Source organism: Thermostichus sp. MS-CIW-23 (genome assembly GCF_054059455.1).
The window spans coordinates 26,292-48,484 of the sequence record NZ_JBSSCC010000016.1; the positions used below are offsets into that span (position 1 = coordinate 26,292).

Genomic DNA, 22,193 nt, shown 5'->3' on the forward strand with positions numbered 1-22,193 from the left:
GGAGACCTGCCCATGACTTCTGTTTCGACGGCTCAAGCCTCTGCGGTTCGCAACTATGCCCTGGTTACAGCGGCCTATTGGGGGTTCACCATCACCGATGGCGCCATCCGCATGTTGGTGCTGCTGCACTTCCACAAGTTGGGCTTTACCCCGATTCAAATTGCCATGTTGTTTCTCTTCTACGAGATCTTCGGGGTTATTACCAACTTCCTGGGCGGGTGGATTGGATCCCTGTTTGGCCTGCGGCTGACCCTCTATGGCGGCATTGCCATCCAGATCTTGGGATTGGTGATGCTGGGCGTGTTGAACATGCAGTGGCCGGTCTGGGGTCAGGTGGCCTACGTGATGACCGCCCAAGCTCTGGCCGGGATCGCCAAAGATCTCACCAAGATGAGCTCCAAAAGCGCCATCCGCCTGGTGGTGCCCAAAGAAGCGGAATCCCGCCTGTTTCGTTGGGTGGCTATGCTCACCGGATCCAAAAACGCCCTCAAGGGGGTGGGGTTCTTTGTGGGAGCGGCCCTGCTGCAGATCTTCACCGAAATCTACGGGGATCCCATGGGCTTCCGCATGGCCAACTTTGTGCAGGCGGGGGCGCTGGCTTTGATCTTCTGTTCGGGGGCGCTGCTGCCTGCAGACATGGGCAAAATCAAGTCCAAGATCCCCTTCAAGCGGCTGTTTTCCAAGAGCAGAGAGATCAACATCCTCTCGGCGGCCCGCTTTTTCCTGTTTGGGTCGCGGGATGTGTGGTTTGTGGTGGCCCTGCCGGTGTTTCTCTACGACGAGCTGGGCTGGACTTTTATGCAGGTGGGCAGTTACATGGCCATCTGGGTGATTGGCTATGGGTTCATTCAGTTTGTAGCGCCGCAACTGCTGGGTGGGGGTCGCCCTGGCCGTGCTCCCAAGGCCCGCACCATCCAGATTTGGACCTTCGTGCTGACGGCGGTGCCGGCGATCATTGCCACAGCCTTCATGGCCGGGCTGGCACCGGAGCTGGTGATCACCGGCGGCTTGATCCTGTTCGGGATCGTCTTTGCCTTCAATTCGGCAGTGCATTCCTACCTGGTGCTGGCCTACACGGAAGACGACGACGTAGCCCTCAATGTGGGCTTTTATTACATGGCTAATTCCGGCGGGCGGCTGTTGGGGACGGTAACTTCTGGGATCCTCTTCCAGTTCTACGGATTGGAGGGCTGTCTTTGGTTTTCCACCCTCTTGATCTTGGCGGCGGGGCTGTTCTCGTTGAAATTGCCGGATCCGAGCAAAACCCCGGTGGAGTGGGTGGTTAAGCCAGGGGATTGAGGATGGAGGGCTACCAGCGGAGATCGATGCATCCATTCAACCCATCCACAAATGGGTGGAGGGGAAAGAACTCTGCTCAGCACAAACGAGAGGCCCAACGATGAGATAGTAGAGGAGCATGCCTCTAACCCCCAAAACCCTGAACTTTGCTGAATTTACTGAGCTTTAGGCGGTTTGGCAAAAGTCATTGAGAGGGATATAGTAGACCAAGTTTCCCCCTGATCCTTGAGTCCACCGCAACGGTTGCCGGGAAGTGAAGGGGGAAAGCGCTCGGGGGGTATTCCTCAGGGCTTTGCGGGATACCGCCTTCCTGCTCAGAGATAGGCAGGATGCGATCGCTTCTTTCCTGAACCATGTTCAGGAGAGTTCAGCGTGAATGTATCAGCAAGCAGCTTTTCCGGCAGCCTATGAGCCTGCGCATTGTTCCCACGACGCCCTTTCCCGGCCAAAGACCCGGCACCTCTGGCCTGCGCAAGCCGGTATCGGTGTTTCAGCAGCCCCACTACCTGGAAAACTTCGTCCAATCCATTTTTGATGTCCTGGAGGGATCCAGCGGCCAAACCCTGGTGGTGGGGGGAGATGGCCGCTACTACAACCGCGAGGCCATTCAGATCCTGCTCAAGATGGCAGCGGCCAACGGCATCGGGCGAGTCCTGGTGGGCCAAGGAGGGATCCTCTCCACGCCGGCGGTTTCCTGTCTCATCCGCAAGTACGGCGCCTACGGGGGGATCATCTTCTCCGCCAGCCACAACCCCGGCGGCCCCCAGGGGGATTTCGGCATCAAGTACAACATCGGCAACGGTGGCCCTGCCCCGGAGAAGGTGACCGAGGCCATTTACGCCCGCACCCAGCAGATCCGGGAGTACCGCATCCTGGAAGCTCCCGATGTCGATCTGGATCGCTTGGGCGAGCAACGGCTGGGGTCCCTCACGGTGTCCGTCATCGACCCGGTGGCCGATTACTTGAGCCTGATGCAGCGTCTGTTCGATTTCGAGGCCATCCGCGACTACCTGGCCTCTGGGATCCGCATTGCCTTCGACGCCATGCACGCCGTCACCGGCCCCTATGCCCACGCCATTTTGCAGGGATCCCTGGGAGCACCAGAGGGCAGTGTGCTCAACGGGCAGCCCCTGCCGGATTTTGGCGGCGGACACCCGGATCCCAACCTGGTGCATGCCCGCTCATTGGTGGAACTGTTGTTTCGGGAAGATGGGCCGGACTTTGGGGCCGCTTCCGATGGGGATGGGGATCGCAATCTGATCCTGGGCCGCCAATTTTACGTGACCCCCAGCGACAGCTTGGCAGTCTTGGCTGCCAATGCCCACCTGGTACCCGGCTACCGAGAAGGTCTGGCGGGAATTGCCCGCTCCATGCCCACCAGCCAGGCAGCGGATCGGGTGGCGGCCAAGTTGGGGATCCCTTGCTACGAGACCCCCACCGGCTGGAAATTCTTCGGCAACCTGCTGGATGCCGGCAAGGTCACCCTCTGCGGGGAAGAGAGCTTCGGCACCGGATCTCACCACATCCGGGAAAAAGACGGGCTCTGGGCCGTCCTGTTTTGGCTGAACATTTTGGCCGCTCGACGGCAGCCGGTGCGGCAGATCGTGGAAGAACACTGGCGCACTTATGGGCGCAACGTCTACTCCCGTCACGACTACGAGGGACTGCCGGTGGAGGTGGCCGAGGCGCTGATGGCAGACTTGCGACGCTCCCTGTCCGGGTGGGTGGGCCAGCGCCTGGGATCCCACACAGTGGCTTATGCCGATGACTTCAGCTACACCGATCCCGTGGACGGCAGCACCACCAGCCACCAAGGGATCCGCATTGGCTTTGAGGATGGATCCCGCATCATCTACCGGCTTTCGGGAACCGGCACCCACGGAGCCACCCTGCGGGTGTACCTGGAGCGATTGGAGCTGGATCCCGCCCGGCATGGCCTGGATCCCCAAGTGGCCTTGGCCGAACAGATTCAACTGGCCGATCACCTTGCCCAGATTTGCGCCCGCACCGGTCGGCAGCAGCCAGACGTCATCACCTAGCCCGTCGCAACAGTGGACAGGGAGCCTTCCCAGGGAAGCGGGGATCAGGGCCTGAGGCCATCCCAGCCGGTCGCGTCGGCGTCGCGGAGCAAAAAGGTGCCGATAGGGGAGGTGATGGGAGAGGTCAGCTGAAAATCTCCCCGCTCTTGGGTGAGGCCCACCGGGCGACTGGGGAAAGCCACCAGGATCCCTTCCAGGCGCAGCGACTCGGCTACCGGATCGTAGGCCAGGCGCAGCTCAAAATCCCGCAGGTCGCGGCGAACTTCCACGCGGCGGATCCCTTCTTCCGTCAGGCCCAAGCGCAGCCGCCAGTGATTTTGCCATCGCGTGCCGAGGGTGGCATCCAGCTCCAGACCATAGGTAGAGAGCTGGCCCAACCGGGGATCGTAAACCGCCTGCAGCGCATAGCTGATCCCCGGCTCATACACATCCAGGCCAGAGCGTTGATCCCGGTTAAATGTGGTGCTGCTGCGTCCCCGATACTCCAGACGAACGGGTTGGAGCTGTCCCTGGTTCAGGTCGTAGGCCGTCTGCAACTGAATGTTGAACAGATCAGGGGCGGTGCTCCAGGTGAAGTTGGCGTTGAGGGTATCCCACTTCTGGGTGATGAAGTCGTAGCCAAGGCTGGTGTCCAGGCGCACCAGGTTTTTCACCTCTGCCTGCAGCTCCTGCAAGTTGCGGGAGGCAATCGCTGCCAAATCCTCCGGGGTATCGTCGGGGAAGGTCAGGGCTATCGGCAGCTCGCCGGGCAGGTCATCTTCAAAGGCAATGTAGCCTGGGGGGACATTGGGCAGAAGATCGCGGGGCGTAAAGAAGCTGATGTTGGCATTGATGCGATCCACATCTTTAGGGCTGGTGGAGAGGGTTTGGAAGGGCACAGAATTGTTGCCGTAGAAGGTGCGGCTGTAGCGCAGGTCGATGGTATTCCAGTCGGCAGGTCTGAGACTGAGGCGAGGGTTGAGGCTGACGGTAGACTCCTGGTCAGGAGTGGAGTAGAGGACTTGGGTGTAATCGATAGAACCCGGCATGAAGGTGATCCAGGGAGCCGGTTGAATATCGTTGAACTGAAGGCTGGAGCGCAGCTCGTAGCGATTGAAAAAGTGGAGACCTGCCCCCACCTCTTGATCCGGCTGTTGCTCTTGAGTCAGGGTGAGGGCGCTGCTGAGGGCAATATCGGGCGTGATGCGAATGAGGTCGGGGTTAAAGGCCAGCTCGAAGTTGCGACGCGGCTCGTTGTCGCCATTGGAACTGCTGTAGGCACGGTAGGCCAGGCGATAGGTACCTCCCCAACCGGGTGGGGTCAGTTGAGTGCCCAGCGTCAACCGCGCATCGGCAAAGTCGGGGCCATCTTTGACGCTCACCCGCTGGTTGTAGTCCAAGCGCAGATCCGATCGCAGCCAATGCACGCCCCCGTAGCGCTGAGTGTGGCTGAGGGTGAGGGGGAAGCTGTAGATGCCCCGCTCCTGGGATCCGGTGCGGCTGATGTTGAGGGTGGTGGTGGAGAGATCCCCCTGAAAGGTGGCGTTGAGGCGGAGATCGGCGTTGTCGTTGCGTCCGCCGGCAGGACGGTAGGTGTTGTCCAGGTTGAGGTTGAGCTGTCCCCGCAGTTGGCCTTCCTGCCCAAAGAGGTTGGCAGCGTAGAAGTCGAAGTTGTGGTCGATGCGGAAACGGCTGGAGAAGCGCTGTTGGTCGGCTTCGGTCACCAAGTAAAACTGGGCTCGCCCGTAGTTGACACTGTCCGGGATGGGCAGGATGTAGTCATGCAAGAAACCAATGCCCACCCCTTTTTTCTGGATGGCATCCAGCCGCAGGCCGCCGAAGTTGTATTCGTCGAAGCGGTAGGCCCAACTGGATTTGACAAACACCCCCTCTGTCTCGCTGCGCCCCGGCAGCACCCATTGGTGATCTCGCAGGCTGTAGATGAACAGGGGGAAATAGGCGATCTGAAGGCCCGCCCGCAGATCCCCTGCTTCTGTCAGCTCGCCGCCGGCAAACACGCGGGCGTCGTAGACGATCACCCGGTCATCGGGAAACACCTCCACCCGATCCCCTTGCACGTAGTGGGTGATGGGTGGCTCTGGCGAGGTGGTGACGGTGGCTTTCTCGAAAAAGATCTGATCCCCCAAAATGGCGGTGGTCTCTTGGCTGCGCACAAAAACCTTAGTGCCCGGCTCCTCCCCCGGCAGAATGACCAGCGAGCTCTCAAATTGGGCGGTGCGACCGGGGATATCCAGATCCAAATTTCGCCCTTCGATTTGCCGGATCCCCCGCCCTTGGGGGCCAGGGGGCTGCTCCATGCGAAAAGGGCCCTCGCTGCGCAGGCGTCGCTCCCGCCGATAAAACAGCAGCCGGTCGCCGGTGATGCGGGTGCCGTCAGCCAGTTGGATCAAGGCGTTCCCCTCGGCAATGCCCAGGTCTTGTTCGGCGATGTAGCTGAGTACATCCCCGCTGACGTTGATTTGATCCGGGTCGAGGGGAATTTGCCGCTGCGCGGTGGCCGAGAGCTGCTGGCGAATCTGGGATCCCTGGCTGCCGGTGCCAAGATTTTCTGCCGCTGAAACGGCATCTGCACCAGTGCCCAGATCCTGTAGGAGCGGGAACCGCTCCAGCAGCTGAGGAGCCAGGGGTGAGCCAGCGGTGGGGATAAAGGCTTCCCTGCCCCTTTGAGTGGCCATGGGGGATCCCGTCAGCCCCGACGCAGGGGCGGCATCTGCCAACACAACACCGCCCAAATCCAAGCTCCCACCGGCTTGGGAGATCAGGGGAGGAATGGTCTTGGGGGAAGCTGGGATCCGGTGCAACCTTGCCTCTGAACCAGCTTCACCTTGCAGTTGAGCCGTAGCCGGGTTCTCGGCATTGGGTGCCGAGGTGGGAGCAGGCAATTGCACAGTGTTGGTGGGGCGCAGCCAGGGTTGCTCTTCCACCTGCAGGGCTTCAGCCTGAGAAGTCATGGGCTGGGAAAGCCGAAGGGAGTTCAGGCTGGGAACTGCCGCGGTGGGCGTCGCCGGTGAAGGGGGTTGGGGAGAAGGTGTTGCCTGGGCCTGCTGCGCCTGTCGCCGAGCATGGGCTGCTGCCCCTTCGGCCAACAGCCGTTGTAGCCGCTGTCGGTTCAGTTCTTCTGGCGTGAGGGGCTTTTCAGGAGAGTTGGCAAGGGGAGGGGATCCAAAGTCTGAAACCGGGGCCGTAGGGGGTGGGGTTGCCGCAGTCAAGGCTGTAGCAGGCAGAGAAGATTGCGCCTCGGCCAAGGTGATGGGCTCCTCATCGGCGGCAGCCATCGGTTCTGGGCTGGAAGCCCGGCGGGCCAGTTGCAGGCGCTGAGCAAGTGTTTGCGCTGACCGAAAGCGCTGGTAGCCCTCCAGAGAGAACTCCGTCCCGCCGACGCCAACAGTGGGCGGGGGATCCAACTGGGCGAAGACGGCCTCCCCCGTCCCCAACCACAGGGAGCCGCCCCAGCAAAGAGCCAACCACTTTGCCCAAGGGCTGAAGTCAGGGGGGAAGTTGCAGGATTTCACCGTAAAAACCGCCACAGTAAAGAAAGGCCTACCCCACCGAAAATCATATTCGGCAACCAGGCAGCCAGCCAGGGATCGATGTGCTCAACTCGACCCATCGCTCGTCCCAGGCTCATCAGTACATAGTAAATAAACACCAGAACAATCGCTAGCGCCACGCCGCCGTAGCGCCCAGTTTGCCGCACCGTTTGCAGGCCCAAGGGGGCAGCCACCAAGATGGCGAAAAAGCTGGCCAAAGGAATGGCGAACTTGAGGTGGTATTCCGTCAGGCAGCGAGCCACATCGGCAGAAGGACGTTGCTCCGCTCGATATCGCTGGCACTGCTCCCACAGCTCCCCCGCCCGTTGCTCTTGGGGCACCTTTTCCGCGTACACCAGGCCCACCAGTTTGTTGACGATGTTGAGCTGCATTTCTTCCACCTGGCCTTCATAGTAGGTGCGCCCCTGCTCGTCATAACGGCGGATCACCACATCTCGCAGTTGCCACGATTGGCCCACCTGCTGCGCGGTTTGAGCGGAGATCACCTGCGGATAGCGCAGGTGGCCGGTCTCAGCTTTGCGATCCAGGATCAACAAATCCTGCATCAAGCCGGTCTTCGGGTCAATCGATCCGACATGAAACCAGAGATCATCATCCACCCGCACGATCTCTTCTGGATTAAACAAAAGAGCATCTTGAGCCAAGATGAGGTTCTTGTTCAGGATTTTCACCTTTTGGTTGGTTTCCGGCACAATCACTTCATTGGTCAACAGCGCCAAGCCGCTGATCAGCAGGCCAATACAGAGCACGGGGATAAACACTTTGCGATAGGGGATCCCAGCAGCACGCAGGGCGGTGATCTCGCTGTCGGCTCCCATTTTGCCCAGGGTGAGCAAGGTGGCAAAGAGGCCGGCAATGGGAAAGGTGACCACCAAAATGGCGGGCAAATTGAGGAGGAGAATGTGCAAAATGGTTAGCGGAGGAGCGCCCTTTTTCACCAGCAGATCGGCGTAGATAAAGAGCTGGTTGCCCAGCATCATCACCGTGCCCCCGGCCACCCCCAGAAAGAAGGGGCGGATCATCTCTTTGAAGAGATAAAACTCCAAAAAGGCAGCTCCCAATCTCAGGGATCCCCAAAAGCTGCCCGCTTGAGCAGGGGTTCTGCGCAGTTTGCCCTCGGCGAGTGGAGCCGTCATGACATCACCTCGGATCACAACCTCAGCCAAACCTGGACGATCAAAAACCACAGATGGCTCCCCGAGGGGGGATCCCATCAGAGGGCGTCGGTGATGCGAAACTGAAACATGCCCTGCTGTTGCCCGTCCCCTTCGACGGTGTATTCATCTTGTTTTATGTTCAGGGTAACCAGCTTGCCACTGAGGCGATTGGCGCCCCGGCACATCTGATCCAGCGCGTTGCGGCCCGGCAGAGCTTGGGTGCTCTCCCCGGGAAGGCGGCCGACCTCTCCCCGATCGCAGAGCACCACAGGAGCCTGTTCGGCGCTGATTTTGAAAATTTGTTCTCGGTCAAAGTAATCGGCGCGATCCCCTTCGATGGCGCGGTTGGCCTGCACAATAACCACATTGCCAAAGAAGCGGGCATCGCCGCTGGCTTGGTCGATCTCCACCCGGTCGGCGTAGATCACCGTCGGCTGATCCACATCGGCCTGGGTCTCCGGGTTTTGTAGCCGCCGCGCCAGCCACTCCCCCTCGATCTGCTCGATCACCACCTCTCCCCGCAGCTCCACTTTCTCAGGGGTGATGGTGGCCTGGTTGGCCTTGGCCCTACGTCCCCGCTGGATAAACTCGACGGCATCGCTAAACTCGGAAGTACCGGTGCGGGAGTTGTAAACCAGGCGGGCAGCCCGCACTTCGGTTTCGGCTTGGCGCAGTTCTTCCGTCAGGGATCCCCCGCCGGGCGTGGGGGTAGAGGTAGCCATCTGCCGGTAAAGGACGTTCTCTTCAAAGAAGAAGATCTTGTCGCGGTGGTTGCCCTCTAGGCGGGCTGAGGTGAGCACCCGTCCGGGCTCTTCCAGGGTGACCCCTCCGGTCAACAAACTTTGGGATTCGCGGCGGCGGTAGGTGCCCTGGGCCGCCTGGATGATGGTTTCCCCCTGGCGGATCTCCAGGTTGCCTTCGCCTTGGGCAATTTGTGTGTTGCGGTCGTACGTGAGGCGGTCGGCAATGATGGTGACTTCTTGATCCTGTTGGTCTGGGGTCGCCTCCGGGCCGGGAGAGGCCTGGGCCAAGCGCAGATCGGCCAACAAGGGATCCCGGCTGCTGTCGCCGGCCACCTCTTGCAACACCACACCGCCGGAGAGAATGCTTTGGGCCTGTTGCCGCAGGTAGGTGCCCTGGGGAGCGCGAATCTCGATGCCGCGTTCGCGAATGCGCAGGTTCCCTTTCCCCTCGGCCACCTGGTTGGTGCGGTCGTAGGTGATCTGGTCGGCGGTGATGGTGGTGGAGGTGGGTGCCGAGCCGTTTGGGGGCAACACTATCAGCTTGCCCTGCTCGGCCCTGAGAAGGGCAAATTGAAAGTTAAACGAACCGGAGCGGCCCTGCAGCACCATTTCCCGGCCTTTGAGGGTGAACTCCGCCGGCACCTCGATGCGCTCTTCAGGGGTGACTCTCAAGGCGCTGGTCAAGAGCAAGCTGCCGTCGCCGCTCCTCACCTCCACCTCCTCATCCAAATACAGCTCATCGGCGGTGGCATTGTAGCGGGCTCGCTTGGCCCGCCAAGTCATCTGCTCGCTGCTATCAAAAAAGGGATCCGGCACCCCTTTTTGCCGGTCGGCACCTTCTCCGTAGAAGTAGCCGTGTGCCCCCTGCTCAAATACCTGTTGCCCGGCTGCCAGATCCACCTGCTCGGCGATCAGTCGCCACCGCTGATGGCCTCCCCGACGACCCAAGATGTCTACCCTGCGGCTGACCGAGAGGGGCTGATCGGGGGAAGGAGACTCCACCTTCACTTCCTCGATGTCGATCGACAAGGCCCAGCTCACCAAAGCAGCCAAGATGCTGCTCCCCAACAGCGCCACCCCCAGGTTGGAATTGAAGAATCGCCGCATCCTGTTTTCGCTGCCGCCTCACCTCGACCCGAACCGATGACTCACCTCAGAGGCCATGCTCTGACCTAGCGCACTAGGCTGTAGCTTATCTCATTTTGCCGGCTGCACCGGGGGGATCCCGCGCACACCTAGCCTTAAGCCGACTTTTCAGCCTTCAGCCATAGCGGCTGAGGATGAACCCTAGCCCCAGAAACAGCCCCAGCCAAAAATGGAGACTGACGGCGATGAACTTGGAGTGGCTAATCCGCTGCGGCTGGTCATGGTAAGCCCCCAGCAGGCGGGAAAGCCGCACTGCAAACGGGATCCCCGCCAAACTCAGCAGTGTCCAAGCCGGAAAGATCCCCAGCCCCACAAACAGCAGCATCAGGCCAAAAAGGCTGCCGCAGAGCCAGGGGATGAGGCGGGCCGAGCGCAAAGTCCCCAGGCGGGCCACCGGCGAGCGCTTGCCGCAGGCTAGGTCATCCTGCACTTGATGGAAATGGGAACAAAACAAAATCAAGCTGGTCGCCATCCCCACCACCAGTGAGGCCGCTAACCCCGGCAGCGACCAAGTCTGGCTTTGGCTGTAGTGGGCAGCCGAGACCGCCAGCGGCCCAAAGCCGAAAAAGCAGAGGATCTCCCCCAGGCCCTGGTAGCCCAGGCGCAGGGGCGGCCCTTGGTAGGCATAGCCCAGCCCACAGGCCACCAGCACCAACAGCAGCACCGTCGGATCCGATTGCCGCCAGCTCAGCCACAGGATCCCCAGCAGACCCAGGGCCAAAAAGGCATTCCCCACCCAAAACACCTGCCCCGGCTTGCCCGTCAGGTTAACCAGGGAGTGGAGTTTGTTTTTGTCCACCCCTGTCTGGGCATCGAACACGTCGTTGCTGAGGTTGACCCAGGCCAAGATGCAGATGGCAGCTCCCCAAAACACCCCCAAAACCCCCAAATCCAGTACCCCTGACTGGGCGTAGGCAATGGCGGATCCCACCCAGATGGGCATGATCGCCACACTGTACATGGGGGGCTTGAGGGCAGCCATCCACAATTGCCGGCGGGAGGGGTCACTCCATGCGACCTCTGCTGGTGGCTGCACTTGGCCGACATCTGGATGCATGCGAATTCTCCTTGGGGAGCAAGCCTGCTCTGGGGCCCGTCTCCGGATCTGTCTATATCTGTTCTGTAAGGTAGAGCGCCTTAGGAAGCATTCTCCAGGATGCTAAGAAACTTTGCAGTCCGTGAAGAAGCTCCTCAGATCTGGCCCCCAAAAGCCCGGGCTGCCGGCTCTTCTCCTAATCTCTTATCCTAAAGTCATCTCCTGCCGGTCTCCATCGACAGGTGTCCTGTTTTCGGCCAAGGTGGGATCGTTCTCTTTGCTCTTTCGCATGACCTCTTCTCTTTCCCCTCGGAATGCCCACGGTACGCTTGAGTGCCTGGAGTGGCCGAGAGCATGGCCGCCGATGCGCACTTCTGCTTGGACAGGCGAGACGGGGAATCGGCGCCACTGGGATCCCTTCCTAGCCGCCTGCCAACAGATGGCGCGGGCGCGGGGTGTTCCCCAAATCCTCAGCTTGTCGCAGCCCATCCCAGAGCTGGATCCGCTGGCGGTGCTGGCCCAGAGGCTGGGTTCGCTCCCCACAAACCGATTCCCGAGCTACTGTTATCTCTCCCACAAGGCCCACGGGGAAAGGGTGCGGGTGTTGGGATGGGGATCCCTGCGGCAGGTTGATCTCGCGGGAGAAGGGGGCTTGCGGGCGGCACGGAGCTTTGTAGAAGAGCTGCAGCCCCACGTCCATGCCGCTTGCATTGGCAGAACGGAGCCCTCGGAAGTGGGAAGATTCCCAGACAGCCGGCAGGAACGCCCCCTGTGTTTCTGTCGCCTCAGTTTCAGCCCCAGGAGCAAAGGGGGGGCAGCGCTGGTGCTGCCACGTTGGCAACTGTTGCAGGTGCCAGACTCCTGGGGATCCCTGACGGTAGCGCGGCTCAATCTGGAAATCGACCCCGAGAGCGACCTAGCAGCTTTGGCCGGGCAGATCACCGCCTTTTTTGCCCAAATGGAGCGCCTTTCTCGATCCCCCTTGCCCTCGTGGGAATTGCAAGCTCCTGTGCCAGTGAACTTGGAGGAAGCCCCCCTCTTGGCGCGCATCCAAAAAGCCCTGCAGGTGATTCAGGCGGGATCCCTGGAGAAAGTGGTGCTGGCCGAAGCCGTGGATCTGCACTTGCCTGTCCCGCCGTCAATCCCGTCCCTGCTGGCCTACCTGGAAAAAGATCATCCCGATTGCAGCATCTTTGCCTTTGCCGCTGGCGTCAGCGGGCCGAAGTCCTTGGAGGCAGATGCTCGGGGGAATTTGCCGGCCAGTCCTCTCCCTCTGACCCAAGAGGGGATCTCTCCCCAGGTTTTCTTGGGGGCCACCCCGGAGCGCTTGCTTTCCGTGTGGCAAGGCCGGGTGCAGATCGATGCCTTAGCCGGCTCCGCCGCCCGCGGCGCCACCCCTGTCCAGGATCGCCAGTTGGCCGAGGAGCTGCTCCGCAGCCCCAAAGACCGCCGCGAACACCAGTGGGTGGTGCGCTCGATCCGGGAGGCTCTGAGTCGGTTGGGAATGGATCCCTGCATTTCCCCGCAACCGCGGCTGCTCCGTCTAGCCAACATCCAGCATCTGCAAACCTTGATCGAGGCGGAGCTCCCCGCCGATGTACATCTGTTCGATCTGCTGGCCCAGCTCCACCCGACGGCAGCGGTGGGAGGGTATCCCCAACAGGCGGCGCTGCAGTGGCTAGAGCGGTTGGAACCCTTTGATCGCTCCAGCTATGCCGCTCCCTTGGGCTGGGTAGACTTACAGGGCAATGGCGAGTTTGTGGTGGGGATCCGCTCCGCCCTAATTCGGGGGAATTGGGCCCGCTTGTATGCCGGTGCCGGGATTGTGGCTGACTCCAACCCAGAGCAAGAGCTGGCCGAGATTCGTCTGAAGTTGCGCTCTCTGGTGCAGGCTCTGGCCTTGCGACCTGCAGCTCCTCCGCTCCCCAGCTTCTGAAGAGAGGGGATCAGGAAGATGTTTCTGCCGCCGCTGCGGGAGGTGGATACGAACCCCTCCACGAACAGCTACAGTGAGAAAGCCGGTCTTTGATTAGCCTCGGTGTCCTCTGCGGCATGGCGACCCTGAATCCCACCCATCCCCCTCGTATAGCCGGATCCCGCGCGCAAGTGGGGCTTTGGCCCGGCCTGATCCAGCACTATCGGGAATGGCTCCCCGTCAGCGCCAGCACACCTGTGGTCACGCTACATGAGGGTAACACGCCTCTGGTGCCTTCCCCGGCTTTGAGCCAACGGCTGGGGCGAGACTGTCAAGTTTACCTGAAGTTGGAGGGCCTCAACCCCACCGGTAGTTTCAAGGATCGGGGTATGACGATGGCCGTGTCCAAGGCCAAAGAGGCAGGGGCAGAGGCGATCATCTGCGCCAGCACCGGCAACACCTCGGCGGCGGCTGCTGCCTTTGCGGCCAAAGGAGGTCTGCGGGCCTATGTGCTGATCCCCGATGGCTACGTGGCCAAAGGCAAACTGGCCCAAACCCTGATGTACGGGGCGGAGATCATCGCCGTTCAAGGCAACTTCGACCAAGCGCTGGCTATGGTGCGGCAGCTGGCGGAAACCTACCCGGTGGCCCTGGTGAACTCGGTCAACCGCTTCCGCTTGGAAGGGCAGAAAACCGCCGCCTTCGAGGTGGTGGATGCTTTGGGGGATGCCCCCGATTGGCTCTGTATTCCGGTGGGCAACGCGGGCAACATCACGGCTTATTGGATGGGGTTTTGCCAGTACCGCCAGCAGGGCAAGGCTACCCGTCGCCCTCGTCTCTACGGCTTCGAGGCTGCCGGTGCTGCCCCCATGGTGTTGAACCGGGTGGTGGAACACCCAGAGACGGTGGCCACGGCCATTCGCATCGGCAATCCTGCCAGTTGGGTGAAGGCCAAGGCGGCAGTGCAGGTGAGCGGCGGTCAGGTGGATAGCGTCACCGACGAGGAGATTCTGGCAGCCTATCGTCTCCTGGCATCCGAAGAAGGGATCTTTTGCGAGCCGGCCAGCGCGGCCTCGGTGGCAGGATTGCTGAAATGGCGAGAGCAGGTGCCTGCTGGAGCACAGGTGGTGTGCGTGCTGACGGGCAATGGCCTTAAGGATCCGGACACGGCCAGCCACCAGGGATCCGCTCCTATCCACACCGGCGTTGTCCCTGAGCTGTCCGCTGTTGCTCGTCTGATGGGTTTCTAGCAGAAACCGCCCGCTGGTTAGGGTCAGGCGTTCCCCTTGGGCGGCGCTCCGTCGCCTATCGGGCATCGCCATCTGGCAAGCGGCATTCCTCTCTCGGCCATACGCTACAGCCCCAGCTCAAAGCCCGCATTGTGCGGAAAGGGCTGTGTCGAGAAATTCCCGGATCAGGGGCAGCACTTGTTCCCCATGCAAGGCAGGGATGGCGTGGCTGGCGCCGGGCAAGATCTTGAGCTGAGCCCCAGGGATCCCTTCTGCGTAGGTTTGGCAGTGCCAGAGGGGAATGGTGTCGTCCTGTTCGGCGGCGATCACCAGGGTGGGGGCCTGAATGTAGTTGAGATAACGTTCAACCGTATCGACGGCAGCTTGTGGGCGCAGACGTTGTCGGAGAAATTGCCGAGCGACCGGCTGCTGACGCAGGGATCCCCGCAACCACAAGAGCTGGGCCAGCTTGTCTTCCCAATGCCACCAGCGGGCCAGCGGAGCGATCGCCCGCAACAGCCAATCCACCCAAGCGCTTTCCCAGAGCAAGGGCCGCAAATGGTTGTAGCGTCTCACAAAGCTGTCGTCGCGGATCCCGGCAGGAGCCAACAAAACCAACCCCCGCAGCGGATACCGCACGGCGTAAGCTGCCGCCACCCATCCCCCAAAGGAATGGCCCACCAAAACCGGAGCAGCTAGGCCCAGCCTTTGGACAAATCCGCGCACAAACTCTACTTCTGCAGCGATGTCGTAGTGCAAGGCCGGTTGGCCGGACTGCCCGAACCCCAGTAAATCCAAGGCAATGCAGCGATATTCGTCTCCCAACCCTTGCATCAGCGGCCACCAGTTGGCGTGAGTGGCCATAAAGCCATGCAGAAACAGCAGTGGGATCCCTTTTCCCCAGTCTCGATAGGCAGCCCAACAGGACTCTGCCCCTGCGATGCTCAGCCCTTTCAATTCCACCCTGTGCAGCGGGATCTCTTGAACGCGGGCCTGTAACTCCGCCAAGCGCTGGGCCAGGGGGAGTCGTTCCAACAGCGTTTGCCTGGTCATCGGCTTGGGGTCAGTAGACACAGACAGATTCAGCAGATGCAGTTTCTTCCGGAGCAGCATTGGCTACAGCGAATGCACCTATACGGAAATATCTCTCGTATCTCTTTGAACAGGGATCCCACTTAACCCACGGAAATCTACCTGGGATCCCATCAACTCGGAAAAGGCCGTAACGCATCGCAACTTAGCCGATCAACTGCAAATGGGGCGGGGGAGTTTTCAGCCAGTCTTGGCGGGTCAGCAGCCCTTGGAGGAAGCGGGTGGCTGCCTGCGATTGATAGCGCTCTGGGTTAAAAGCCAGCCAGAGGGTACGCCGTATCTGTAGCCCTTCCACCGCCAGCTTCCGGAACCGCCCCTGTTCCACATCGGATCCCACTGCCACCATGGACAGAAAGGCCACCCCCAACCCCGCCTGGACGGCATTTTTGATCGCCTCAATCGAGCTGAGCTCCAGCCGCACATTCAATTGGGCCGGGTTAATGCCGTGGCGGTTCAGCACCCGATCGATGGTTTGCCGAGTGGAAGACTGGGGATCCAAGGTGATGAAGGGCAAAGCCAGCAGATCCACAAGAGCCGGAGAGTCGATGGCACACCCGGGAGCACCGACCAACACATATTCATCTTCCGCCAGAGCCATCACCTTCAAGTGCCGCTGCAGCTCAAAGGGGATCTCCCCGCCAACAATGGCCACGTCCAACTGGCCGTCCACCAATTTCTGGGCAATTCGCCGCGTGGATTGCACCAAGAGCTGTACGGAAATTTGTGGATAGCGGCGGTGATATTGGGCGATCAAAGAAGGCATTACATAGGTGCCCACCGTTTGGCTGGCCCCCAGAACCAGATGCCCCCGCTCCATTTCTTGCAAATCCGCCAGCGCCTCGATGGTTTCACGGCACAGCTTGAGGATGCGCTCGCTGTACTGCAGCAGCACTTTCCCGGCATCCGTCAACTCCACCTTGCGCCCACTGCGGTCGAACAACACCACTCCCAACTGTCGCTCCAAGTTCTGCACTTGCAAGCTGACGGCAGGCTGGGAGACAAACAGGCTATCGGCAGCACGGCGAAAACTACCCTGCTGGGCAATTGCCCGCACGATGAGGAGCTGATCTAGAGTAAACGGCAACTCATCCGCCATAGGGAACTCCAAACCCCACAGTGGGATCCCTTACGTTTCCCTGAAAAGCTGGGCAGCCCGCGTTTGGAAACCCACACGAGATCATCATAAACAAGCGAGAAATCCCAAGAGAGCAGCTCAACCCTTTCCCGGCAGCTCGGCTCTGGGGGGTGACCAGCCAAGAGTGGAGAGGAGAGCTCAGAATCTTCGGGCTGTTTCTCTGCCATTCGGAGCAGCTATGCCCACAATACCTACCTGATACATTTACGCTGAACACTGCTGAACATCACTGTTCAACTATGCAGCGATAGCATTCTGTTTGTTTCCAAACAGAATGGCGGTATCCCGCAAAGCTTTGAGTAGAATACCCAAAGCGCAGTTTCCGTGTCGTCTTACTACCAATTTTCTGCTTTGCTTTGGCTACCATGTTGGCAGACTCGAAAGTAAACAGAAAGATCAACTGGTAGTAATCCGTACTGAACATATTATACATTATTTTCAGTATAGTTGAGCTTATTATTGACTAGAGTCATGCTCTCACCGACCGGCGGAAGATGGCTGTTGAGATTATTCTCAACAAACAGGCCGGCAATTCCAGCTCTGGGTTTGGCTTGGTCTCTAGCGAGGGCCGTAGGTTGTCCAATAGCCGCGTCCTTGTCTTTTGGCTGCATCGGCAGCTTCAGTAAGAATGGGGCCGTACTTCAAGCCATCGGTTTGTGGCGACAACAGGCCATGCCCCAAAAACAGCATTTCCTGGTTGATGAGGGTGTTGGCTTGCCAAACGTAGGCAGGCAAGGTGGGAGCAGGGGCTAGGGCAGGATCCAACTCCAAAAACACCTCACGTCCCAGCAAAGCAGTCTGCAAATATTGGCCGGCATTGTAAACTGCCAAAGGGGTTTGTCCGCGCAACTCTGTCCAGTTGGGGTTGATCGGGTCAGGCAAGGGATCGATCCCAATCAGTTGCACCAGCCGCAAATTCAAGTCTCCTTCAAGCTGAACAACCAGGGTGTTGTAGTTGACCACCCGAAACACGGTTGCACGTTTGAGGTCGCGCAGATCCGGACGCGCCATCACTGTTAAAGCCCAAGCGGGTGATGTCGAGAATATCAACGGCAAGGCCAGAAAGCTGCCCAGCTTGATCAGGCTCCGTCCATTGGATGCCAGCAGGGATCTGGAGCGGGGGGAAGTCGGAGCAGAACGCAGGGATTTTTGCAGCATGGACTTTAGCCGTTGCATGGCGGACTTGACAATAGGGATGGTTCGCATGCTTGACCTTTGGATCTCACACCGCCCTCACACCGCCGCCTACTGGGCTTCAACGCGGGATCCGGCTCACCTGCCGTCACTCTACAAAAAATTGGGGCAGATGGGTCAGGTCTGGAAAATCTCTCTCGATTTTTGTCTTGATTTTTAGATGTGCTACCCATCCGGTCAGCAGTTGTCAGCGCTGACAACCTGTGGTTGGTCATTTCGATTCAAACTGGGACACTGTACCCACACCTAAAACATGCATGAAACATGCATGGGGCCACAGGGCTTTTCTCAGCTGCCCAGGCGTCTCACCCTAAACTGAAGTGACTAAGTCCTTCCGAGCAGCAGGATTGTCTTTTGGTCTTCTCTCTTTGCGAAGGAAAGGGGGAGTGCTTGGAAACCTTTTCAATTCAGTTTGAAACAATTACAGTTGTCCAACTCTCAAATCTCTCAAAAGCGCAGCCCCTAGAGGGTAGCAGGGTTCTTTTCGACTGCTTCGGACAAGAGGGAGTTGACCAGCACGGTTACCAACCCCAGTCGATTGCCTGCCAAAATATCCGTCAACAGGCGGTCTCCCACCATAGCCACTGCTTCTACCGGCAAGCCCATCTGGGCTACGGCCCGCCGCAAGGCCCGCCGTGAGGGTTTCCCAGCGCGGTGAATGTAGGGCAGGTTCAGGCTTTCTCCGATTTGTTGGATGCGGCTGCGATTGAGGTTGTTGCTCACCAGCCAAATTTGAAAGTGCGGGCGCAACTGCTCCAGCCAAGCAGCCACAGCGGGATCCACCTCAACCTGTCGGCTCGGCACCAGTGTACCGTCTACGTCAAAGATGATGCCTTTTACCTGCCAGGCCCACAGGTCTTCTGCCCGCAACTTTAAGACAGTGCCGGCCACCACCAGATCCGGTTGCAGGAGCTTGAACCAAGGTTTGTGTACCATCCGCTCCGAAAGACCTACGAAACGCTAACAAACACTGCCAGAGTGTTCAGTGCCTGCCGCGCTTCTGCTTCCTTCCTGCTTCAGCGACCCATGACTAGCGGCAGAGTTCACCCCCACCACCCCGCCAGAGGGATCTCCACAGGCGTCACTTCCCCCAGAGCTTGGGGTAGTTCTGTACCACCGCAACAGGTTTAGGGCTGCATTCAAGTCGCGGTCTAGCTCCAGACCACAACACGGGCAGCAAAACACCCTTTCCTGCAGTGGCATCTTCTGTCGGTGCCCACACCCTGAACACAGTTGGCTGGACGGATAAAACCTATCCGCCACCACCACCTGACAGCCGTAGAGCCGGGCCTTGTACTCTAGCTGTCGCCGTTCGCGATAGCGGGACGGAGTCCTCAACTCGTAGAACCCACAGTCTGACAGGGATCCCGCCAGCTTGCGGTTCTGGAGCAGGTTCTTTACCTGCAAGTCCTCTACCACCACCACCCGGTATCTCTTGGCCAGGTAAGTCGTCAGCTTGTGCAGACTGTCTTGCCGGATGTCTGCCACCCGCTTGTGAGCTTTGCCCAACTGCACCACCGCCTTCTTACGGTTGGCGGATCCCTTCTGCTTGCGGCTCAGCCGCCGTTGCAGCCTAGCCAGCCGCTGCCTGGCCTTGCGGTAGGGCTTTGGATTCGCAAATACTTCCCCGTCGGAGCAGGTGGCCAGGTGATGGATGCCTAAGTCCACTCCCACCACCTCTCCGGTCTTCTCCACCTGGGGTGTTGGAGCTTCGTACTTGAAGGAGATATACCAATGTCCAGCGCGAAGGCTGATGACCACGTTCTTGGGCGTGGTCGCCGGGAGCAGCTCTGCACAGCGCAGCCAACCAAATATGGGCACCTTGATGCGGTTGCCAGAAATGCGGATGCTGCCTTCTAGGTAAAAGCTGTCCTGCACCCCCTTGCGCTTGAAGCGGGGAAACTGACCTAGCCCCTTGCGCCAGCGCTTAAGGGCCTGCTCCAGGTTGCGGAGTGCCTGCTGAGGGGCGCATTTGGAGACCTGGTAGTACCAGGGATGCGCTTGCTTCACTTCAGCTACCAGGCGCTTGTGCAGGTCAATGGCGGTGGGGAGTTTTTGCTGGTTCTCCAGGGCTTGCCGACAGACCTCTAGGCCCCAGTTGTAGGCGTGGCGGGCTACCCCAGCATGTTGAGCTGCTAGAGTTGTTTGCTTGTGGTTGAGGATGAGTTGTGTTTGGAAGCCCAGTAACATGTCCGCCACACCGCAAAGCGTCCATGAGTTTCGTGCAACTTTTGGCTTGGCGCTCACCAGCCTCTTCCAGCTTTAGGTAGCCAATGTTGACTACTGTAAGGTTTTCGGCCTACTGCTGTCAGCCCTCCTCGGCTAAGGACTGGGTTGAGGACTATGGTGGGATCCCTGGGCAGCTTGCCGACGCTCTTGAATAATTTGCAATTGGGCTGCCTCGTGCTCTGCTAGGGTTTTGCTGAAAATGTGAGTGCCATCGTAGCGGGCCACGAAGTAGAGATAGTCGGTTTGCTCAGGCTGCAAAACGGCTTTTAGGCTGGCCAAGCCCGGACTGGCGATGGGACCAGGGGGCAAACCCGGGTTGAGGTAGGTGTTGTAGGGAGAGGGGGTGCGCACCTCCGCAAGGGTGAGGCGGCGGTCTGGGGTTTGCCGGATATTCAAGGCATATTCCACCGTCGGATCGGCTCCCAGGGGGATCCCTTTCTTAAGCCGGTTCAGAAAGACACCTGCAATCAAAGCGCGTTCTTCCGGCACCACGGCCTCCCGCTCCACAATGCTGGCCAGGGTAACCCACTCGTGCAGAGACAGGGAAGTGGTGTGCTGGCGAAACAGGGGCAGGGCCACCGCGACAAATCGCTGCAGCATGGCGTCGACCACTATTTGGGCCTTTTCCCGATCCGGCAGGGATCCCTCCACCTGTTCGATGGGGAAAAGATAGGTGTCTGGGAACAGGTAGCCTTCTAGAGAACTCAAGTGGGGGGGCAGCCAATCGAGGGGGGGAATCACCCGGGTCACGGCAATGAAGGCATCGGCTGCCAGCCAGTTGCGCTGGGCCAGAGCCTCTGCCATTTGCTCGATGCGCCAACCCTCCGGGATGGTCAGACGTCTTTGCAGGATCCTTCCCTGCCGCAGTTGCTGGGCCACGGCCAGCATGTCCTGGTTGGGATCCAAAGCGTAGGTGCCCGCCTGAAACACCCAGTCGCGCCCGAAGGTGCGGCTCCACAGCTCCCAAGCCAGAGCTGAGCGAATCACCCCTGCTTGGCGCAGTTTTTGCCCGATCAGACGGCTGCTGCTGCCCGGCTGGATTGTTACTTGGATCGGTTCTGGGCCGCCCACCGGCTGGAGCCAGGTCTGCCACTGCCAGTAGCCCAATCCCCCGACCAGAACCAACAGGAAAATCAAGCTCTGCAAAAGACGCCGACCCCAGCGTTCGCGTAAGCGTTGCGTAGCAACATGGGGTGACCTGGGTATAGCGCCTTGGGCAGCAGAGCATTTGGGCAAGACGGGATCCTTTTGGGCCGAATGCTGAACGTAAACTACCCGACACCAACCGCTAGGCGGTACGGAGCGGGCTTTTAGTAGCCCTGCAGTTAGCAAGCCAACCACGAGCCTCTGGGGTGGTTTACAGCACCCCCAATCGACCGTTACCAGTGCCTTAAACAACCGTTTCTGGTGTCCGCAGTATTGTTATAGCATTCCTCCCGACACCGACCCTACGGGTACAGTGCGGGGCTCCTGCAATTTCTAGCTGATCTGTCATTGCCTTTCCCTCCAAACGGCCTGAGCACACCCTTGAGCCAGGCTATCCTTCGGACTCAATCCTGGCTAGGGCGTCGCCGGACTCTCAAGGCCGATTTCCCCCCTAACTTGGGATCAACTCTCCTGGGCTGGGGATCCCGTTGTTCTCGACCGTCCGCTGTCCGATCCAAGTGCCGATAGGTTCTCCCTGCACCACTCGATAAATATTGCCAGGGGTAGTCAGGTCAAAGACCACGATGGGCAATTGATTTTCCTTGCAGAGGGCGATGGCGGTGCTGTCCATAACCCGCAGATCGCGGTTCAGCACATCCTGATAGCTGAGGACATCGTAGCGGCGGGCCTGAGGGTGAGTCTTGGGATCCGCATCGTAAACTCCGTCCACCTTGGTGGCTTTGAAAATCACCTCGGCATCGATCTCCGCCGCCCGCAAGGCCGCAGTGGTATCGGTGGTGAAGAAGGGGTTGCCAGATCCTGCCCCAAAAATCACCACCCGCCCCTTTTCCAGGTGACGAATGGCGCGGCGACGAATATAGGGCTCCGCCACCTCCTGCATGGCGATGGCCGTCTGCACCCGGGTGGGGATCCCGGCTCGCTCAATGGCATCCTGCAGGGTTAAGGCGTTGATGACGGTGGCCAGCATCCCTACGTAGTCGGCAGAAGCCTGATCCATCCCTTGGGCAGCCGCCTCTTTGCGCCCGCGCCAGATGTTACCCCCTCCCACCACAATCGCCACCTGCACACCGGCCCGTACCACTGAGGCCACTTCGCCGGCAATGGACTTCAAGACCTCGGGGTCGATCCCGTAGGGGCGCTCCCCCATCAGGGCTTCACCACTCAACTTCAGTAGAATCCGTCGATATTTCATGCTTATCCGCTCCGGCCCACCCCTGCATACGATAGCAGGTTTGTTGAACTAGCTCCGCTCACAGGATTG

The 22,193-nt window shown here is 59.8% G+C and carries 15 protein-coding genes; 4 read left to right on the forward strand and 11 right to left on the reverse strand.

The window, feature by feature from the left end; all coding sequences use genetic code 11:
• Positions 1 to 12: 12 nt before the first annotated feature.
• Both arsJ and ACVW0B_RS07490 read left to right on the forward strand, forming a co-directional pair.
• Positions 13 to 1,299 carry an organoarsenical effux MFS transporter ArsJ gene (gene arsJ / locus ACVW0B_RS07485; RefSeq protein ID WP_457491339.1) on the forward strand — a complete coding sequence of 429 codons (1,287 nt, stop codon included), beginning with the start codon at positions 13 to 15 and terminating at the stop codon, positions 1,297 to 1,299.
• Positions 1,300 to 1,706: 407 nt separating this feature from the next.
• Complete coding sequence (locus ACVW0B_RS07490; protein WP_457491340.1) at positions 1,707 to 3,338, forward strand: alpha-D-glucose phosphate-specific phosphoglucomutase; 1,632 nt, start codon at positions 1,707 to 1,709, stop codon at positions 3,336 to 3,338.
• A 44-nt stretch (positions 3,339 to 3,382) separates the two neighbouring features.
• Here the strand turns inward: ACVW0B_RS07490 and ACVW0B_RS07495 are convergent, their stop codons facing one another.
• From ACVW0B_RS07495 to menA, 4 genes are all read right to left on the reverse strand, one after another.
• Positions 3,383 to 6,865 (reverse strand): hypothetical protein, encoded by a 3,483-nt coding sequence (locus ACVW0B_RS07495; protein WP_457491341.1) that lies wholly within the window; start codon positions 6,863 to 6,865, stop codon positions 3,383 to 3,385.
• Positions 6,847 to 8,025 (reverse strand): LptF/LptG family permease, encoded by a 1,179-nt coding sequence (locus ACVW0B_RS07500; protein WP_457491342.1) that lies wholly within the window; start codon positions 8,023 to 8,025, stop codon positions 6,847 to 6,849. Before ACVW0B_RS07500 ends, ACVW0B_RS07495 begins: the two co-directional genes overlap by 19 nt.
• Positions 8,026 to 8,102: 77 nt before the next feature.
• Positions 8,103 to 9,896: an LptA/OstA family protein gene (locus ACVW0B_RS07505; protein ID WP_457491343.1), complete on the reverse strand. Its 1,794-nt coding sequence runs from the start codon at positions 9,894 to 9,896 to the stop codon at positions 8,103 to 8,105.
• Between the two features lie 154 nt (positions 9,897 to 10,050).
• Entirely contained in the window at positions 10,051 to 10,992 is a 942-nt protein-coding gene (gene menA, locus ACVW0B_RS07510; protein WP_457491344.1) for a 2-carboxy-1,4-naphthoquinone phytyltransferase, read from the reverse strand.
• A 343-nt stretch (positions 10,993 to 11,335) separates the two neighbouring features.
• On the opposite strand from menA, the gene ACVW0B_RS07515 reads away from it, so the two are divergent.
• Positions 11,336 to 12,907 (forward strand): isochorismate synthase, encoded by a 1,572-nt coding sequence (locus ACVW0B_RS07515; RefSeq protein WP_457491345.1) that lies wholly within the window; start codon positions 11,336 to 11,338, stop codon positions 12,905 to 12,907.
• A 116-nt stretch (positions 12,908 to 13,023) separates the two neighbouring features.
• The gene (thrC, locus tag ACVW0B_RS07520) at positions 13,024 to 14,136 is read left to right on the forward strand and encodes a threonine synthase (RefSeq protein ID WP_457384265.1); all 1,113 of its coding nucleotides are present in this window, start codon (positions 13,024 to 13,026) and stop codon (positions 14,134 to 14,136) included.
• A 117-nt stretch (positions 14,137 to 14,253) separates the two neighbouring features.
• On the opposite strand, the gene ACVW0B_RS07525 is transcribed toward thrC, so the two are convergent.
• The 7 genes from ACVW0B_RS07525 to pyrH form a co-directional block, all read right to left on the reverse strand.
• Positions 14,254 to 15,168 (reverse strand): alpha/beta fold hydrolase, encoded by a 915-nt coding sequence (locus ACVW0B_RS07525; RefSeq protein WP_457491346.1) that lies wholly within the window; start codon positions 15,166 to 15,168, stop codon positions 14,254 to 14,256.
• Between the two features lie 184 nt (positions 15,169 to 15,352).
• Positions 15,353 to 16,303: a LysR substrate-binding domain-containing protein gene (locus ACVW0B_RS07530; protein WP_414383566.1), complete on the reverse strand. Its 951-nt coding sequence runs from the start codon at positions 16,301 to 16,303 to the stop codon at positions 15,353 to 15,355.
• Positions 16,304 to 16,900: 597 nt separating this feature from the next.
• Positions 16,901 to 17,548 carry a thermonuclease family protein gene (locus ACVW0B_RS07535; RefSeq protein WP_457491347.1) on the reverse strand — a complete coding sequence of 216 codons (648 nt, stop codon included), beginning with the start codon at positions 17,546 to 17,548 and terminating at the stop codon, positions 16,901 to 16,903.
• 450 nt (positions 17,549 to 17,998) lie between these two features.
• Positions 17,999 to 18,472: a YqeG family HAD IIIA-type phosphatase gene (locus ACVW0B_RS07540; RefSeq protein WP_414329713.1), complete on the reverse strand. Its 474-nt coding sequence runs from the start codon at positions 18,470 to 18,472 to the stop codon at positions 17,999 to 18,001.
• A 24-nt stretch (positions 18,473 to 18,496) separates the two neighbouring features.
• Positions 18,497 to 19,726: an RNA-guided endonuclease InsQ/TnpB family protein gene (locus tag ACVW0B_RS07545; protein WP_457491359.1), complete on the reverse strand. Its 1,230-nt coding sequence runs from the start codon at positions 19,724 to 19,726 to the stop codon at positions 18,497 to 18,499.
• 132 nt (positions 19,727 to 19,858) lie between these two features.
• Positions 19,859 to 21,001, reverse strand: a complete 1,143-nt coding sequence (mltG, locus tag ACVW0B_RS07550) for an endolytic transglycosylase MltG (RefSeq protein WP_457491348.1) — start codon at positions 20,999 to 21,001, stop codon at positions 19,859 to 19,861.
• A 361-nt stretch (positions 21,002 to 21,362) separates the two neighbouring features.
• Positions 21,363 to 22,124: a UMP kinase gene (pyrH, locus tag ACVW0B_RS07555; protein ID WP_011433861.1), complete on the reverse strand. Its 762-nt coding sequence runs from the start codon at positions 22,122 to 22,124 to the stop codon at positions 21,363 to 21,365.
• Positions 22,125 to 22,193 lie beyond the last annotated feature (69 nt).